This is a genomic window from Nocardioides coralli, from assembly GCF_019880385.1.
In the GTDB taxonomy this organism is placed as follows: Bacteria; Actinomycetota; Actinomycetes; order Propionibacteriales; family Nocardioidaceae; genus Nocardioides; species Nocardioides coralli.
The window spans coordinates 1,815,957-1,832,470 of the sequence record NZ_CP082273.1 but is presented as its reverse complement, the minus strand read 5'-3'; the positions used below and the strand labels follow the sequence as shown (position 1 = coordinate 1,832,470).

The following is a 16,514-nucleotide window of genomic DNA, read 5'->3' as shown; positions in this document are numbered from 1 at the left end:
ATCGCCGCTCGCGGACCGCGGACCGGCGGTTCGTCGCAGCCAGCGAGACCCCCGGCGAACCCGTAGGGTGGCCGGGTGATCGAGATCGAGGAGACGCCCGAGCTGGTCGACCCCGTGGTCATCGCGGCGTTCGAGGGCTGGAACGACGCGGCCGAGTCGGCGAGCTCGGTGGTCGACCACCTGCTGCGCGTCTGGGACGCCCGCGTCGTGGGCGCGATCGATCCGGAGGAGTTCTACGACTTCCAGGTCAACCGGCCGACCGTGGGCACCGACGAGAAGGGCCACCGTCGACTGACCTGGCCGACGACCCAGATCGCGGTGGCCTCTCCCCCGGACCTCGAGCGCGACATCATCCTGGTCCGCGGCATCGAGCCCAACATGCGGTGGCGGCAGTTCTGCGCGGAGGTGCTGGCGGCGTGCGACGACCTGGGGGGTCTGATGGTCGTGACGCTGGGCGCCCTCCTCGCCGACACGCCCCACACCCGACCGATCCCCGTCACGGGCACGGCCACCGAGCCGGACCTCGTCGACCGTCTCAAGCTGGAGCAGTCGACCTACGAGGGCCCGACCGGGATCGTGGGCGTGGTCCAGGACGCCTGCGTCCGTCTCGACATCCCCGCGGTCTCCTACTGGGCGGCCGTCCCGCACTACGTCGCCCAGCCACCCTGCCCCAAGGCGACGCTCGCGCTGCTCGGGCAGCTCGAGGACCTGCTGCAGACCAGCATCCCGCTCGGCGACCTCCCGGAGGAGGCGCGGGCCTGGGAGCGGGGCGTCGACGAGCTCGCCGAGGAGGACGAGGACGTCGCCGACTACGTCCGAGCCCTCGAGGAGACGCGCGACACGACGGACCTGCCCGAGGCATCGGGTGAGGCGATCGCCCGCGAGTTCGAGCGCTACCTCAAGCGCAACCGCAACGAGGATGGCTGAGCAGCCGGGCGCGAGGCACGAGCGCGCGGCGTGGGCGAAGCCAGATCGAGCGAGCCCCGCGACCGAGCCTGCGAGGTCGCGACCGGCGCGTCGAGACCACGCTGAGCAGCAGGGCGCGAGGCACGAGCGCCGACTCGGGCGGGGGTAGTCAGAGCGCGAGCCCGAGAGCGGCGTCGAGCAGCTGGTGCACCGTGGCCGCCGCGTGCGGGTCGCTGGTGTCGGCCGGACCGTCGTGCCCGAGCGTGGCGTCCACCCAGGCCTGCACGGCCGCGACGGCCCTCGGCGCGTCGAGGTCGTCGGCGAGCGCGTCGAGCACGGCTGGGACCACGGGGGCGGCTGGTGCACCGGCACCGAGCGACAGCGCACCGCGCCACTCGGCGAGGGTGTCGACCGCACCGAGCAGCTCGTCGTCGGTCCACTCCCAGTCCGCCCGGTAGTGGTGGCGCAGCAGGGCCAACCGGATCGCCATCGGGTCGACGTCGCTGTTGCGCAGCGCACTGACGAAGACCAGGTTGCCGCGGGACTTCGACATCTTCTCGCCGTCGAAGCCCACCATCCCCGCGTGGGCGTAGGTGCGGGCGAAGGGTTGGCCGGGCACGGCGACCTGGGCCTCGGCGGCGCACATCTCGTGGTGGGGGAAGACCAGGTCGCTGCCGCCGGCCTGCACGTCGAAGGCGGTACCGAGGTGCTCCAGCGCGATCGCCGTGCACTCCACGTGCCACCCGGGCCGGCCCCGGCCGTACGGCGAGTCCCAGGCCGGCTCGCCGGGGCGCTCAGCCCGCCACAGCACGCAGTCGAGCGGGTCCTTCTTGCCCGGCCGGTCGGGGTCGCCGCCCCGGTCACCCACGACGGCCAGCATCTGGTCGCGGGTCCATCCGGACAGCTCCCCGAAGGCCGGGTCCGCCGTCACGGAGAAGTAGAGGTCGTCGTCGACCCGGTAGACCGACCCGGTCTCCTCCAGCCGACGCACCAGCTCGATGACCAGCGGGATCGACTCGACCGCGCCGAGGTAGACCTCGGGCGGGAGCACCCGCAGGGCGGCCATGTCCTGGCCGAACAGCTCCGTCTCCCGCTGGGCGAGCTCCTGCCAGTCGACGCCGACCTCGGTCGCCCGTTCGAGCAACGGGTCGTCGACGTCCGTGACGTTCTGCACGTAGGTGACGGCGTGGCCGGCGTTGCGCCAGGCACGGTTGAGCAGGTCGAAGCCGACGTACGTCGCGGCGTGACCCAGGTGGGTGGCGTCGTACGGCGTGATGCCGCAGACGTAGAGGCGGGCCGGTCCTGATTCCGGGGTGACCTCGCGGCGCTCCCCCGTCGCGGTGTCGTGGAGCCGCACCTCGGGTCCGGACACCTCGAGGCGGGGGATGGCGACGGGGGTCCACGCACGCATGCGGGAAGCGTATCCGGGCGCTGTCAGAACGGGGGCCACGGGATCGCGGGCCAGTCCCCACCCGGCTGGGGGAAGCAGCGCTCGCCGCTCAGCTCCGCGCACCGGCGACGGAGCTGGTCCACCTCGCGCTCGGACAGCAGCCCTGCGAGCCGGTCGGCGAGGTCACCGTCGAGGGCGGCCTGCAGGCGCTCCAGGCCGGTCACCTCGTCCTCGTCCAGCGGCTCCCCCGCCCAGCCCCACAGCACCGTCCGCAGCTTGGGGTCGACGTGGAAGGTGACGCCGTGGTCGACGCCGTACCGGTGGCCGTCCACCATCTCCAGGACGTGGCCCCCCTTGCGGTCGGCGTTGTTGACCACCACGTCGAAGACCGCCATCCGCCGCAAGGGCACGCTGTCCTCGTGGACCAGCGCGATCGGCTGGTCGTGCTGGTCGAGGCCGTCGAACACGTGCCGGAAGCCGGGCGGGATCGCGCCCTCCGGCACCAGGGTGACCGCGGCCTGGGTCGCGTCGGGCTCCTGCCACACCTGGACCATCCCGGGGCCGTGGGGACCCTCCCGGATGACCGTGTGGGGGACGACCCGCCAGCCGATGGCCTCGGAGACGAGGTAGGCCGCCACCTCGCGACGGGCCAGGGAGCCGTCGGGGAAGTCCCAGAGCGGCCGCTCCCCCGCCACCGGCTTGTAGACGACCCGGGTGCCGCCGATCTCGCCCACGAACGTCGCGTTGGAGGCGGGCATGATCCGCCCGTGGAGCGTGAGGTCGCCGTCGAGGGGCGTCACGGGTCGCGGCGCTTGAAGCCGTTCGCCCGGACGCAGAGGTGGCCCTGGGGGTCCATCGGCTCGCCGCAGAACGGACAGCTGGGCCGTCCGGCCTCCACGACCTGCCCGGCCCGCTTGACGAACGACCGCGCCGCGGCCGCCGGCAACCGGACCAGCAGCAGCTCCTCCGGCTCGGGCTCCTCGAAGTCCTCGTCGACCTGGTCGGGCGAGACCACCGCCGCCTCGCTGTAAGGGAAGACCTCGATGACGACCCGCTCGTCGGCGGGATCCCAGGAGAGGGTCATCGTCCCGGCGCGGAACTCCTCCTCGATCGGCTGGTCGAGCGGCTCGCTGTCGTCGAGGTCGAGGGGCGCGACCGCCGGCACGACGCCTTGCGTGTCAGCCTGCATCAGCTCGTCGAGCAGCTGGTCCATGCGCTCCGCGAGCGCGACGACCTGCTGCTTCTCGAGAGCCACGCTCACCAGCCGGTTGCCCGCCCGTGCCTGGAGGAAGAAGGTGCGCTCGCCGGGCTCACCGACGGTGCCGGCGATGAACCGCTCGGGGGGGTCGAAGCTGTGAACGATGGGCACGGCCCCACCCTAGTGACCGCTGCCAGTGGCGGGCCCGGCGCCGCCGCCCACCACACCGGTCCGGGGCGCGCGCCGACGGCCCTTCGGAGCCAGCCAGGCCAGGTCGCCCTCGTGGGTGTTCGACTGGACGACGACGGCACCGTCGCCGGTGTAGTGCACCACCGACACCGAGCCCGGATCGACATGGATCCGCTGGAACAGGTCGAGGTGCAGCCCGAGCGCGTCGGCGAGCACGGCCTTGACGATGTCACCGTGCGTCACGGCCGCCCAGACCGCCCGTGGGCCGGCGTCGGCCTCCACCCGGCTGTCGTGGCGGCGTACGGCGGCGACCGCCCGGGCCGACATCGCGGCGAGCGACTCCCCACCCGGGAAGGTCACGGACGCGGGCTGCCGCTGGACGGCCTTCCACAGCTTTTCGCGGGCGAGGTCCTTGAGCGGCCGACCCTGCCAGTCGCCGTAGTCGCACTCGACCAGGCCACGCTCCGTGGTGACCCGCAAGGCCCGGGGCTGCGCCGCCCGGATCGCGGCCGCGGTCTCCCGGCAGCGATCCAGCGGGCTGGTGACCAGTCCGGTCAGGGGAACCGCGGCCAGCCGGCGGGCGACACGCTCGGCCTGCTCGCGCCCGGTCTCGTCGAGGGAGACCCCGGGCAGCCGTCCGGTGAGGACTCCCTGCGCGTTGGCGGTGGAGCGCGCATGCCGGACCAGCAGCAGGGTTGCCATGCCGGGGACTGTACTGGCGTTAGCCTCGGAGGGTGATCGTCGACGCCGCCCTCTACCGCGGGGGCGAGCGCGTCCCGGTGGAGGGCTCGGTCGACGACCTACGTGCGATCCGGCGTCAGCTGCACGGCGACGGTGACTTCATGTGGGTCGGGCTCCACGAACCGGGACAGGCGGAGCTCGACCAGCTGGCCGAGGTGTTCGGGCTCCACGAGCTCGCGATCGAGGACGCCGTCAAGGCCCACCAGCGCCCCAAGCTCGAGCTCTACGACGACACGCTCTTCATGATCCTCAAGACCCTGTGGTACGTCGACGAGCGCGACGCCGTCGAGACCGGGGAGATCAGCATCTTCCAGGGTCACGACTTCGTGGTCACCGTCCGGCACGGCGAGGGCGCCGGGCTCCGCGAGGCCCGCGCCCAGCTGGAGGACCAGCACGCGCTGCTGGCCCACGGGCCCTCGGCCGTCCTGCACGCGGTGTGCGACGCCGTCGTCGACGGCTACGAGCGGGTGGCCGCCGAGCTCGAGATCGACGTCGACGAGGTCGAGCTGTCCGTGTTCTCCCAGGAGCTCACCCGCGACTCGGCCCGGATCTACGTGCTCAAGCGGGAGCTCGCCGAGGTCCGCCGGGCGGTGCAGCCACTGCGCGAGCCCATGCGCCGGTTCCTCAGCGGTCAGGTCGAGCTCGTCCCCGAGGAGACGCAAGTCTACTTCCGCGACGTCGCCGACCACCTCACCCGCGTCTCCGAGACGACCGAGACCCTCGACGGGCTGCTGTCCACGGCGTTCGAGGCCCACCTGGCGCAGATCTCCGTCCGCCAGAACGAGGACCTGCGCAAGATCTCTGCTGCCGCCGCCCTGATCGTGGTGCCCACCCTGATCGCCGGGATCTACGGGATGAACTTCGACCACATGCCCGAGCTCGGGTGGAGCCTCGGCTACGCCTGGGCCCTGCTGCTCATGGTCGGCGCCTCGGGCGGCCTGCTCTGGATCTTCAAGCGGTCGGGCTGGCTGTGACGCTCACGGGCTGAGCACCCCGGTGGCGACCAGCAGCAGCGTCGCGGAGCCGAGCACCACGCGGTAGAGCACGAACGGGGTGTAGGAGTGCGTCGAGATGTAGCGGAGCAGCCACGCGATCGCGGCGTACCCCACGACGAACGAGACGACGGTCGCCACGACCGTCGGGCCCCAGCCGTAGGCGTTGTCGCCGTTCGGGATCTCCCGCAGCTCGAAGAGGCCGGCGCCCACGACCGCCGGGACCGCCAGCAGGAAGGCGTAGCGGGTGGCTGCCTCGCGCTCGTAGCCGAGGAAGCGGCCCATCGAGATGGTGGCGCCGGAGCGCGAGACGCCGGGGACGAGGGCACACGCCTGTGCGCACCCCATGAGGATCGCGTCCCGCAGCGTGAGGTTCTTGATCTTCTTGCGGTCGGCGCTGACCCGGTCGGCCACGCCCAGGATGATGCCGAGCACGACCAGGGTGGTGCCGATGATCCAGAGGTTGCGGAACTGCCCCTCGATGACGTCCTTGAGCAGGATCCCGAGCACCACGATCGGTAGCGAGCCGATGATGATGAACCACCCGAGCCGCGAGTCGAGATGACCGCGGTACTCGGGCTGGAACAGCGACCGCACCCATGTCGAACCGATCCGCCACAGGTCCTTGCGGAAGTAGAGCAGCACCGCCAGCTCGGTCCCGATCTGGATGACGGCGGTGAACGCCGCGCCCGGGTCGCCCCAGCCGAAGAGCTCCGGGAAGATCCGGAGGTGGGCACTGCTCGAGATCGGGAGGAACTCGGTGAGGCCCTGGAGGGTGCCGAGCACGACGGCCTTGAGGAGATCCCACACGACGGGCAAGCGTACGGATAGCCTTCACGGCATGCAGCAACGCGTCCTGGGCAACACCGGCCTGAAGGTGTCCCGGCTGGGCCTCGGCACGTTGACCTGGGGGCGTGACACCGACGAGCACGAGGCTCGCGACCAGCTGGTCGCCTTCGCGGAGGCGGGCGGCACCCTGCTCGACACCGCGGCCGGCTACGGCGACGGCGCCTCGGAGGAGCTGATCGCCAAGCTGGTGCGCGACGTCGTCTCCCGCGACGAGGTGGTCATCGCGACCAAGGCCGGCATCTCCCGCCGGACCGGGCAGCGGGTCACCAACGCGTCCCGCGGCCACCTGCTGACCACCCTCGACGAGTCGCTGCGACGGCTGGGGGTCGACCACGTGGACCTGTGGCAGGTGCACACCTGGGTCGACGACACCCCGCTCGAGGAGACCTTGAGCGCGCTCGACATCGCGGTGACCAGCGGTCGGGCCTCCTACGTCGGCATCTCCAACTACACCGGCTGGCAGACCGCCTGGGCCGGCGCCTGGCAGCGCGCAGTGCCAGGCCGGGCGACGCTCGCCTCGACCCAGGTCGAGTACTCCCTGCTCAACCGCGACGTCGAGGCCGAGGTCCTTCCCGCCGCCCAGGCGCTGGGCCTGGGCGTGCTGCCCTGGTCCCCGCTCGGCCGGGGTGTGCTGACCGGGAAGTACCGGCACTCGACTCCCGCGGACTCGCGGGCGGCGTCACCGCACTTCGCCGGGTTCGTTGAGAACTACCTCGGCCCCCACGCCTCGGGGGTCGTCGAGGCGGTGTGCCGGGCGGCCGACGGCCTCGGCTGGACGCCGCTGCAGGTGGCCCTGGTGTGGGTGCGCGACCGGCCTGGCGTCACGGCACCCCTCGTGGGTGCCAGGACCGCGGCCCAGCTGCGCGACGCCCTCGCGGTCGAGGACCTCTCGCTGCCTCCCGAGATCGCCACCGCGCTCGACGACGTGTCGGGTGACGGCCCGTGACCACCCGCCCGACCCATCGACCGCTCGGGCCAGGCGTGGAGTGGCAGTTCGAGAAGCTGCTCATCTCACGCGACTTCTCCCGCAACGCGGTGACCCGGATGCTGGTCGAGCGAGCCGAGCACGGCGGGTGGGAGCTCGACCGCGTGCGCGTGGCCCCCGACGGCACCCGCCGGGTGATCCTGCGTCGCAAGATCATCCGCCAGCGTCCGACCGTCTCCTTCGGGATGTCGGCCTGAGGTCGACCGCTCAGACGTCGTCGAGGAAGCGGTCGAAGACGCGGGCGCCGAACTCCAGCGCGTCGACCGGCACCCGCTCGTCCACACCGTGGAAGAGGGCGGTGAAGTCGAGGTCGGCGGGGAGCCGCAGCGGCGCGAACCCGTAGGAGCGCATGCCGAGCTTCCGGAAGTGCTTGGCGTCGGTGCCGCCGCTCATGAGGAAGGGGGCGACCCGGGCGTCGGGATCCTCGGCCAGCAGCGAGCGGTGCATGGCGTCGACCAGCGCTCCGTCGTACGGCGTCTCCCAGGGCTGCTGCCGGCTGACGTAGTCGACCTCGATGTCGTCGCCGACCAGCTCGGCCACCGTGCGGAAGAACTCGTCCTCGTAACCCGGCAGGAAGCGTCCGTCGACGGTGGCCGACGCCTCGGTCGGGATCACGTTGGCCTTGTAGCCAGCCTCGAGCATCGTCGGGTTGGTGGTGTGCCGGATCACCGCGCCGAGCATCCGGGCGGCGCCGCCGAACTCCTCCACCAGGGCCTCGGCGTTGTCAGGCGTGGCCTCGGTGCCTGCCAGGTCGGCGACGGTCGCGAGCAGCACCTCCATCGCCGGCGTGAGCCGGACGGGCCACTCGTGGGCCCCCAGTCGCGCCACGGCGGCCGAGATCCGGGTGACGGCGTTGTCGGGATTGATCATCGATCCGTGGCCGGCCCGTCCCCGCGCCGTCAGCCTCATCCAGGCCATCCCCTTCTCGGCCGCCTCGACGAGGTAGATCCGCTGCCCGCGGACCGTGGTGCTGAAACCGCCGACCTCGCCGACCGCATCGGTGACCCCGTCGAAGTGCTCGGCGTGGGTGTCGACCATGACCTTTGCGCCGTGGGCGCCCCCCGCCTCCTCGTCCGCGGTGAACGCCAGCACGATCGGCCGGTCGGGCAGTCGCCCGGCCCGGGTCCGCGCGCGCACGACCGAGAGCAGCATGGCGTCGAAGTCCTTCATGTCGACCGCCCCCCGCCCCCAGACGTAGCCGTCCTGCACCTCTCCCGAGAAGGGGTCGACCTGCCAGTCCTCGGCGGCGGCCGGGACGACGTCGAGGTGACCGTGGAGGAGCAGGCCGGGACGGTCCGACGGCACCCCCCAGTGGGCGATCAGGCTGGTCCGACCTGCCGTCTCCTCGACCACCGTGGTCTCGATACCGACCTCGTCGAGCAGTGTCGCGACGTGCTCGGCGGCCTTCCGCTCCCCCGGTCCGCTGTGGTCGCCGTAGTTGCTGGTGTCGATCCGGATCAGGTCGCGGCAGAGGTCGACGACCTCCCCGGCAGGGTCGTAGGGGCGCTCGTCCGTCGCGTCGTCGCGGTCCTCAACCATGCGCTCCATACTGGCACCTCGAGCAGCCCTCCCCGATGCGGGAGTCGACCTCCGGTTTTGCTACTGTTCCACCGCACTCGTCCGGGTGGCGGAATTGGCAGACGCGCTAGCTTGAGGTGCTAGTGCCCTATTAACGGGCGTGGGGGTTCAAGTCCCCCCTCGGACACCAGCAGCACCTCCCTTGGCCCCTGACATCCAGCGATGTCAGGGGCCTTCGTTCATCTCCGCTTCTCCGCAGGCTCGTCCGTCCCCATCAGGGCACCTCCGGGACCGCCGGTACGGTCGGGGTGGGCCGTGCGCCCGTACGCGACCGGGGAGGAGGGTGTGCCGATGCTGGACCAGCTGTCCCTCGGCACCGCCATCGCGCTCTTCCTCGCCTGCACCCTCGCCATCGGCGTCGCCGGCACCCGCCTGGCCGGTGTCGTGGACCGTCTCGCGGACCGCACGGGGCTCGGCGAGGCGGTCACGGGCGCCGTCCTGATGGGACTGGCCACCTCCCTCAGCGGGAGCGTGCTCTCGGTGTCGGCCGCCAGCTCCGGCCGGGCCGACCTCGCCGTCTCCAACGCCGTGGGTGGGATCGCCGTCCAGACGCTCTTCCTCGCGGTCGCCGACATCACCTACCGCCGCGCCAACCTCGAGCACGCCGCGGCGTCCCTCGGCAACCTGATCCAGGGCGCGCTGCTGATGGCCCAGCTGTCCTGGCTGCTGGTGGCCTTCGCGATGCCGGAGTGGACGATCGGCCACGTCCACGTCGTCACCCCGCTGCTCCTGGCCTCCTACCTCTACGGTCTTCGCCTGGTCCGCCAGACGAGGTCGGAGCGGATGTGGCGACCCGCCCGGACCCACGAGACCCGGGTGGACGAGCCGGAGGAGGACAACGAGCGGGAGCCGCTGCGACGCCAGCTCGGCGTGTTCGCCGTCCTGGCAGCGACCATCGGCGTCGCCGGCTACCTGCTGGAGCAGGCGGCGTCGAGCATCGTGGCGACCACGGGGATCCGGGAGGCGCTCGTGGGGACGCTGTTCACGGCCGTGGCCACATCGCTGCCGGAGCTGGTCACGACGCTCGCGGCCGTGCGCAACGGCGCCCTGACGCTCGCGGTGGCCGGCATCATCGGCGGCAACGCGTTCGACACCCTCTTCGCCGCCTTCTCCGACGTCGCCTACACCGAGGGCTCGATCTACCACGCGGTCTCCGGCGAGGTGACGTTCTGGACCGCTCTGGGCGCGTTGATGACCGCCGTGCTGCTGATGGGCCTCATCCGCCGCGAGAAGCGCGGCCCCGCCGGGATCGGCTTCGAGAGCCTCGCCCTCTTCGTCCTCTACGGCCTGGGCGTGGCGGTCGTCGTCGCCGGGTGACGTCGCGTCCGCCGCATGGTGGACTGCGGGTGTGCTGATCCGCCCCGACGAGCTGTCGGCCATCAAGCGCGGCGACGTCGACCTCGCCTTCCGGCGCTGGGACCGGCCACGGGTCCGGGTCGGAACCCGGATGCGCACGAGCATCGGACTCGTCGAGGTCACGTCCCTCGACCGGGTCGCGCTGAGCGCGATCCGGGCCGCCGAGGCCAGCCGGGCCGGTGCGCCCTCACTCGCCGCCCTGCGCCGGGCGCTGGCCCACCGCACCGACCGCCCCGTGTGGCGGGTCGGGCTGCGGTACGCCGGTCCGGACCCACGCGAGGCACTGCGGGAGCAGGTGCCCGACGAGTCCGGGCTCGCGGCGATCACCGCCCGTCTCGACCGCCTCGACCGCGCGTCGGCGGTGGGGGCATGGACCAGGCCCACCCTGGCGCTCATCGACCGCTCTCCCGGCGTACGGGCGCCCGACCTGGCCGCCCAGCTCGGCCGGCCCACCCCCGACCTCAAGCGTGACGTGCGCAAGCTCAAGGAGCTCGGGCTCACCGAGTCGCTGGCGATCGGCTACCGGCTCTCCCCCCGCGGCGAGGCGGTCGTCGACCACGAGGGCACGCCACGCGTGCGGGAGCCGCGCCCGAGTGGCACGCCGCTCCCTCGGAGCATCGGCGCACCGGCCACGGCGGCCCTTCGCGATGTCGGGGTCACCACGCTCGAGCAGCTGGCCGCGTGGCCCGAGGCCGACGTGCAGCGGCTCCACGGTGTGGGTCCTGTGGCGCTGCGACGGCTGCGCGAGGCGCTGGTCGAGAGCCGTGGCGCCGCAGCCGACTCGTGACGGCCTAACCGGTCGAGGTCACTGTGACGCGGGCGAACCGAAGTGCCGGTCGTGGGTCTCCCGCACCAGCTGCCGGTCGGCGTCGAGCGCCGCCGCCCGCTCGCCGAGCTCCCGGACGAGCGCTGCCTGTCGGTGCAGGGCACGCTCGGCCTCCGGCCGCTCGAGATCGTCGAGAGCCCTGAGGACCTGGGCGATGAGGTCCATGATCCGGACCAGCGTGACCGGGTGGTCCGCCGAGGCCAGCCGCACCTCGTCGAAGGCGACCGCGACCAGCTCCTCGTGGGTGGTGGCGAGCGGCAGCCGGAGCTCGCGTCCGTCCTCCCCGGTGAGCACCGAGCTGGGCGGGACCCGTCGGAGCAGCTCGGTGAGAACCGTCGCCGCGTGACAGAGGGCGTCGTGGGCGGTCGTCGGGTCGTTGACCCCCGGCGACATCCCGCGGAGCGCCACGTCGACGAGCTGGCGTACGCCGTGGGAGACGTCCTGGTCGAGGGTCCTGGTCCGGCCCACCGTCACGGCGTCGCGCACCGCGTCGGTGACCGTCTCGTCCGGGCGGTCGCCGGGCACCCACAGCTCGCAGAGGATCGAGCTCCGCAACGCGTAGTAGCCAGCGGCGGTCCGCAGGACGGCCGCACCGCCCCGCGGCAGAGCCGCGAGGATGCCGTGGTGGTCGACGTGCTGGACCCAGCCGTCGCCACGGGACCGCACCGCGGTGACGTCACCGCTGCCGGGGTCCGGCGTCAAGGGCCCGGACAAGGTAGCCGGGGCCTCCGGCCCCTCCTCCGGCCAGGCACGACGCACCTGGTCTAGGGCTTCGCGGGTCACCCGGTGCAGGATCTGTGAGGCATCCATCGAGTGGGCGCTGTGGTTGATGAAGCCCACGATGGCCAGCACCGACACGATGCCCAGCACGAGCGCCACCCAGATCGAGATGCTGGGCACGACCGGGGAGACGCCCTGCTCGGCAGGGCTGCGGACGGCGCGCAGCACCACCAGGCAGTAGGTGAACGTCCCGATGACCAGGCCCATGACCCGTTTGTTGAAGGGATCGCGGAAGAGTCCGTGCACCACCCGAGGGCTGTACTGGTTGGACGCCATCGAGATCACGAGCAGGCTGACGGAGAACGCCACGCCGGCGAAGGCGAGCGTGGCGCCGGCGACCGTGGTGAGCACCGTGCGGGCGCTGTCGACGGTCGCCCCGAGGCGCGCGTCCAGGTCGATGGCCCACTCGTCGACGAGCAGGAGGACCTGTGCGAGCACCACGCCCCCGAGCACGCAGAGCATGGGGACGAGGAACAGGCTGGACCTGACCCGGTTGCTCAGGGTGCGGGCGGCAGGGGGCATGCCCCGACCCTAGCGTCGGGCCGGCGTCGGCCCGGCCCGACGAGCGGTCGGCGAGCCGCGCCGGGTCACCAGCCGTAGACGCGGTCGACCTGGCGCCAGTAGCTGCGGGTCAGGGAGCGGGTCTGGGCCGGGTCGGTCGCCAGGCTGTCCGGCAGTGGCTGCTGGCACTCGTCGGCGACGCAGTCCTTGAGCCGCCGCCACACGGCGAGGAGCTCCCGCTTCACCGGCCGGTAGTCCTCGTCCTTCCACACGCTCTGGTTCTGGACGGCGTCGACGCTGAGGTCGTACAGCTCACCACCACGTCGGTAGCGCAGCAGCGCGTAGCGGGCGGTGCGTACCCCGATGGAGGTCCGCACGTCGGTGAAGCCGTTCACGCGGGCACCGCCGCCCCAGCCCGACTCGTGCAGCACCGGCACCGACCAGCCCTGGTCGCCGCGGCGCAGCGTGGTGAGGCGACTGCTGCCGTCGGGACGGTACGGCGGCTTGGCGTTGGCCAGGTCGAGGATGGTCGCGCTCAGGTCGAGCAGGGTCGCCGGGTCGTCACGCAGCCGGCCGTGGGGCCGGCCGCCCCGGAACCCGGGACCGGTCATGAGCAGCGGCACCCGCAGCGAGGGCTCGTGGCCGAGCACCTTGCCCTGTCGCGTGCGGTGCTCGCCCTGGAAGTACCCGTTGTCGGAGGTGAAGACGAACACCGTGTTCGACCACTCCCCGGTCCGCTTGAGAGTGCGGACGAGGCGCCCGATCTGCTGGTCCATCACGAACACCGACTCCGCGCGCTGGCGGCTGACCTCGCGGAGGGCACGGCGCTCCTGCCTGGTCGGCTCGAGTCGTGTGCGGAAGCGGGGCTTGTCGCTGACGTCGCGCTCCGACGGGCCGCCGCCCCGTGGCAGACCCGCCGCACGGGTCACGACGCGGTCGAACTTTCCGCGGACCCATCGCGGGCGGGCCGGCGTCGAGTAGTAGTCCCGACGTCCACGCCGGTCGGCCACGGAACCCGGGTCGTCGGGCTCCCGGGGCGCCCCGTGGTGGGGTGCGACGTAGTTGACGTACATGAAGAACGGGTTGCGCTGGCGCCCGAAGCGGCGCGCCATGCCCACGGAGAAGTCGCCGAGAACGGTCGTCTGGTAGCGCCCGCGGTAGCGGTTGTCGACGCGGCCGTTCACGTTGTAGGGCGTGTTGAAGTAGTAGTAGGTCCCGCCGTGGATTCCCTTGACCCCCGGGTTCTCCAGCGAGGCGCGCCAGTCGCTCCAGCCACGCGGCACGTACCGGTAGGACGGACCCCCGGACACCTGTGAGCGCTGCCGGCCGTACCCGTTGAGGTACTTGCCGACGAAGCCGGTGCGGTACCCCGCCCGACGGAGGGAGGTGGCGATGGTGCGGGAGTCGTCGAAGGCCTGGTACCCCCACGGGCGCTCGTGGGACCACACCCGGTGCCGGTGGGCGTGCACCCCGGTCAGGAAGGAGGCCCGAGCCGGGCAGCACAGCGGGTTGGGCGAGAACGCGTTCTGGAACGTCACGCCACGACGGGCGACCAGTCGCCGCAGCCTCGGGGCGAACCGCAGGTCGTCGACGCGCATGTCGTCGGCCATCACCACGACGATGTTGGGCCGCTGCGACTCAGCGGCGCTCGCCACCCGCTCCGCCGCGCTGGCCGGGGTGCCTCCAGGGGGCCCCGGCGGCGCCACGAGCACGACCAACGACGACACGAGGACACCGAGGGCCACCCAGAGCCCCGTCACTTTCGCCACGGGCAGGATGTATCACGGCGGAGGCCTCGTGCGCGGGAGGTCCCACGAACCGGTCGCGCGTCGGCTCAGCCGCTCGCGCCGTAGCGGCGCTTGATCTCGCGCCAGTAGTCACGCCCGAGCTCACGCGTGCGAGCCGTGTCGGTGGCGAGCGAGGCGGGGAGCGACGCGCGGCACGTGTCGCCCGCGCAGTCCCGCAGCTGCGACCACACCTCGACGAGGTCGGAGCGGACGTCGCGGTAGCGCGCCGAGCCCCAGACGTTCCGGTTCTGGGCGGGGTCACGGGCGAGGTCGTAGAGCTCGTTGTCACCGCCCTCGTAGCGGAGCAGCGCGTAGCGGGCGGTGCGCACGCCGATCACGCGGTGCGGCCCGGCGAAGGCGCCACTGCCACCACGGCGGGCCGAGCCGACCTCGTGGAGCACGGGCACCGTCCAGCCCGTGTCGCCCCCGGTGAAGAGCCCGGCACGGCTCGTGCCGTCGGAGCGGACCGGGGGCTGGGCTCCCGCCAGCTCCAGGATCGAGGCGGTGGCGTCGATGGTCGTGATCGGCGCGTAGCGGTCGGTCCCGCTCCGCATGCCGGGCCCGGTCACGAGGAACGGCACCCGCAGCGAGGGCTCGTGGCCGGTGATCTTCCCCTGCCGCTGCCGGTGCTCACCCTGGTAGTAGCCGTTGTCGGAGGTGAACATGAAGACCGTGTTGGCCCACTCCCCGGTCCGCTTGAGGTGGCGCACCGTCTTCTGGAGCTGGCGGTCGACCAGGAAGAGGGACTCCCCGCGCTGACGGGTGAGCTCGCGCATCGCGAGCCGCTCGCGCTTGCTGGGCTCGGGCAGCTTGCGCCACTGTCGCGGCTTGTCGGACACGTCGGCCTCGGAGGGCCCACCACCACGGGGCATCCCGGCAGCGTGGCGGACCTTGTCGTCGAAGCGGCCGCGGACGGGACGCGGGCGCGCGGGGGTCACGAACTTCCACTCCTTGCCCCGTGCGTCGACGATGGGCTGCGGATCGTCCTTCTCCCGGGGTCCCCCGTGGTGAGGCGCGACGTAGTTCACGACCATGAAGAAGGGCGCCGCCCGGTCGGAGAAGCGGCCGGCCATGTCACGGCTCATCCGCCCGACGACGTTGGTCTGGTAGGTGCCGTAGTGCCGGGTCACGACGCGTCCGTTCACGTTGAACGGTGTCCGGTAGTAGCTGTAGGTGCCCCCCTGGAGGTCGGGCTTGCCGGGGTTGTCGAGAGCAGCCCTCCAGTCGTCCCACCCCGGCGGCACGAAGCGGTGGGAGGGCTCGCCGCTGATGCGGGAGCGGTGCTGGCCGTACCCGTTGAGGTACTTCCCGATGAAGCCCGTCTGGTAGCCGGCGGCCTTCAGCGAGGTGCCGAGGGTGGCCGAGTCGTCGAAGGCGCCGTAGCCGTGCGGGGCCTTGACCGTCCAGACGCCGTGGTTGTGCGGGTAGACACCGGTCAGGAACGACGCGCGGGCGGGACAGCACAGTGGCAGGGGCGAGAAGGAGTTCTTGAACGTCACGCCCTGACGGTTCATCAGTCGCCGCAGCGACGGCATGAACCGCAGGTCGTCCGCGCGCATGTCGTCGGTCATCACGACCACGATGTTGGGCCTCCCAGCGGCCCGCTCTGCCGCAGCCGTGGGGGTCGCCTCCTGGCGCGGGTCCCCGTCGCGGTCGGAGCCGGGGAGCAGCCAGACCAGCCCCGCCACGAGAGCGACGACGGGGAGCAGCAGGAGGGGCGCGTCTGAGCGCGTGATTCGCAGCATGGGTGACTCGGTCGCTCGATTCATCGGGGGCCGGGAGACCTCACCAGTGTGTCAGACAGCACCGGTCCGAACCGATTCCTCCGGCAACGCCGCCTACGCTGCCGCCATGGACGGCGGACTGCGGCTCGGCTTCGTCACAGGGACCACGCCGGACAAGTGGGCACGTACGTGGCGGGACTACCGTCCGGAGCCACTCCAGCTGGTTCCCGTGACGGAGTCCGAGCAGGAGAAGCTGCTGAGGGAGCACGGGCTCGACATGTGCCTGGTCCGGCTCCCGGTGGACCGGGAGGGTCTTCACCTGGTCCGGCTCTACGAGGAGGTCGCCGTCGTCGTGGTCCCTCGCGACCACTTCGTGACGGCGGCGACCGAGGTGGAGCTCGCCGACCTCGGCGACGAGCAGCTCGTCCGCCCCCACGCCTCCGGCTGGAGGCCGACCGCCGAGCAGCTCGACTGGCCGGCCATGACCGAGCGTGAGGCCGTCGAGGTGGTCGCCGGCGGGAACGGCATCGTGATCCTGCCGATGTCGGTGGCGCGGCTGCTGCACCGCAAGGATGTCGTCGCGCGGCCCGTGACCGACCTGGCGCCGACCACCGTGGGCCTGGCGTGGCTCGTGGAGCGCGACGACGAGACCACGCAGGCCTTCGTGGGGGTCGTCCGGGGGCGCACGCCCCGGAGCTCCCGCTGACGGACC

16 protein-coding genes and 1 tRNA gene are annotated in these 16,514 nt (G+C 72.2%); 8 read left to right on the top strand and 9 right to left on the bottom strand.

The features are described from left to right. Positions 1-75: 75 nt before the first annotated feature. Positions 76-927: a PAC2 family protein gene (locus tag K6T13_RS08980; protein ID WP_222894258.1), complete on the top strand. Its 852-nt coding sequence runs from the start codon at positions 76-78 to the stop codon at positions 925-927. Positions 928-1,075: 148 nt separating this feature from the next. Here K6T13_RS08980 and mshC read toward each other — a convergent pair whose 3' ends face one another. Genes mshC through K6T13_RS08960 form a run of 4 tightly spaced genes read right to left on the bottom strand, consistent with a single transcriptional unit; the run spans position 1,076 to position 4,385 of the window. Beyond that, positions 1,076-2,317, bottom strand: coding sequence for a cysteine--1-D-myo-inosityl 2-amino-2-deoxy-alpha-D-glucopyranoside ligase (mshC, locus tag K6T13_RS08975; protein WP_222894257.1), 1,242 nt, complete (start codon positions 2,315-2,317; stop codon positions 1,076-1,078). A gap of 23 nt (positions 2,318-2,340) precedes the next feature. Continuing rightward, positions 2,341-3,096 (bottom strand): SCO1664 family protein, encoded by a 756-nt coding sequence (locus tag K6T13_RS08970; protein ID WP_249423687.1) that lies wholly within the window; start codon positions 3,094-3,096, stop codon positions 2,341-2,343. After that, a complete protein-coding gene (locus tag K6T13_RS08965; RefSeq protein WP_222894256.1) occupies positions 3,093-3,665 on the bottom strand; it encodes a DUF3090 domain-containing protein in 573 nt (190 codons plus the stop codon). The genes K6T13_RS08970 and K6T13_RS08965 overlap by 4 nt, the downstream gene beginning before the upstream one ends. A 9-nt stretch (positions 3,666-3,674) precedes the next feature. Then, entirely contained in the window at positions 3,675-4,385 is a 711-nt protein-coding gene (locus K6T13_RS08960) for an MSMEG_4193 family putative phosphomutase (protein WP_222894255.1), read from the bottom strand. Positions 4,386-4,417: 32 nt separating this feature from the next. On the opposite strand from K6T13_RS08960, the gene corA reads away from it, so the two are divergent. Continuing rightward, positions 4,418-5,398 carry a magnesium/cobalt transporter CorA gene (gene corA / locus K6T13_RS08955; RefSeq protein WP_222894254.1) on the top strand — a complete coding sequence of 327 codons (981 nt, stop codon included), beginning with the start codon at positions 4,418-4,420 and terminating at the stop codon, positions 5,396-5,398. A 3-nt stretch (positions 5,399-5,401) separates the two neighbouring features. On the opposite strand, the gene K6T13_RS08950 is transcribed toward corA, so the two are convergent. After that, positions 5,402-6,226: an undecaprenyl-diphosphate phosphatase gene (locus tag K6T13_RS08950; protein WP_222894253.1), complete on the bottom strand. Its 825-nt coding sequence runs from the start codon at positions 6,224-6,226 to the stop codon at positions 5,402-5,404. Positions 6,227-6,257: 31 nt separating this feature from the next. Between K6T13_RS08950 and K6T13_RS08945 the strand changes: the two genes are divergently transcribed. Together K6T13_RS08945 and K6T13_RS08940 are read left to right on the top strand one after the other, a co-directional pair. Continuing rightward, positions 6,258-7,211, top strand: coding sequence for an aldo/keto reductase (locus K6T13_RS08945; protein WP_222894252.1), 954 nt, complete (start codon positions 6,258-6,260; stop codon positions 7,209-7,211). A 35-nt stretch (positions 7,212-7,246) separates the two neighbouring features. Next, the gene (locus K6T13_RS08940; protein WP_222894251.1) at positions 7,247-7,447 is read left to right on the top strand and encodes a DUF5703 family protein; all 201 of its coding nucleotides are present in this window, start codon (positions 7,247-7,249) and stop codon (positions 7,445-7,447) included. Positions 7,448-7,457: 10 nt separating this feature from the next. On the opposite strand, the gene K6T13_RS08935 is transcribed toward K6T13_RS08940, so the two are convergent. Then, complete coding sequence (locus K6T13_RS08935) at positions 7,458-8,789, bottom strand: M20/M25/M40 family metallo-hydrolase (protein WP_222894250.1); 1,332 nt, start codon at positions 8,787-8,789, stop codon at positions 7,458-7,460. A 79-nt stretch (positions 8,790-8,868) separates the two neighbouring features. On the opposite strand from K6T13_RS08935, the gene K6T13_RS08930 reads away from it, so the two are divergent. The 3 genes from K6T13_RS08930 (at position 8,869) to K6T13_RS17435 (ending at position 10,971) form a co-directional block, all read left to right on the top strand. Next, positions 8,869-8,958: transfer RNA gene (locus K6T13_RS08930), tRNA-Leu, on the top strand. A gap of 161 nt (positions 8,959-9,119) precedes the next feature. Then, entirely contained in the window at positions 9,120-10,145 is a 1,026-nt protein-coding gene (locus tag K6T13_RS08925; protein WP_222894249.1) for a sodium:calcium antiporter, read from the top strand. Between the two features lie 31 nt (positions 10,146-10,176). Further along, positions 10,177-10,971, top strand: coding sequence for a hypothetical protein (locus K6T13_RS17435; RefSeq protein ID WP_249423686.1), 795 nt, complete (start codon positions 10,177-10,179; stop codon positions 10,969-10,971). 18 nt (positions 10,972-10,989) lie between these two features. On the opposite strand, the gene K6T13_RS08915 is transcribed toward K6T13_RS17435, so the two are convergent. From K6T13_RS08915 to K6T13_RS08905, 3 genes are all read right to left on the bottom strand, one after another. Further along, the gene (locus K6T13_RS08915) at positions 10,990-12,312 is read right to left on the bottom strand and encodes a DUF2254 domain-containing protein (protein ID WP_222894248.1); all 1,323 of its coding nucleotides are present in this window, start codon (positions 12,310-12,312) and stop codon (positions 10,990-10,992) included. Positions 12,313-12,377: 65 nt separating this feature from the next. Further along, positions 12,378-14,060 (bottom strand): sulfatase family protein, encoded by a 1,683-nt coding sequence (locus tag K6T13_RS08910; protein WP_222894247.1) that lies wholly within the window; start codon positions 14,058-14,060, stop codon positions 12,378-12,380. Positions 14,061-14,125: 65 nt separating this feature from the next. Next, positions 14,126-15,823 carry a sulfatase family protein gene (locus tag K6T13_RS08905; RefSeq protein ID WP_222894246.1) on the bottom strand — a complete coding sequence of 566 codons (1,698 nt, stop codon included), beginning with the start codon at positions 15,821-15,823 and terminating at the stop codon, positions 14,126-14,128. A 106-nt stretch (positions 15,824-15,929) separates the two neighbouring features. On the opposite strand from K6T13_RS08905, the gene K6T13_RS08900 reads away from it, so the two are divergent. After that, complete coding sequence (locus K6T13_RS08900) at positions 15,930-16,508, top strand: LysR substrate-binding domain-containing protein (protein ID WP_222894245.1); 579 nt, start codon at positions 15,930-15,932, stop codon at positions 16,506-16,508. Positions 16,509-16,514: the final 6 nt, after the last annotated feature.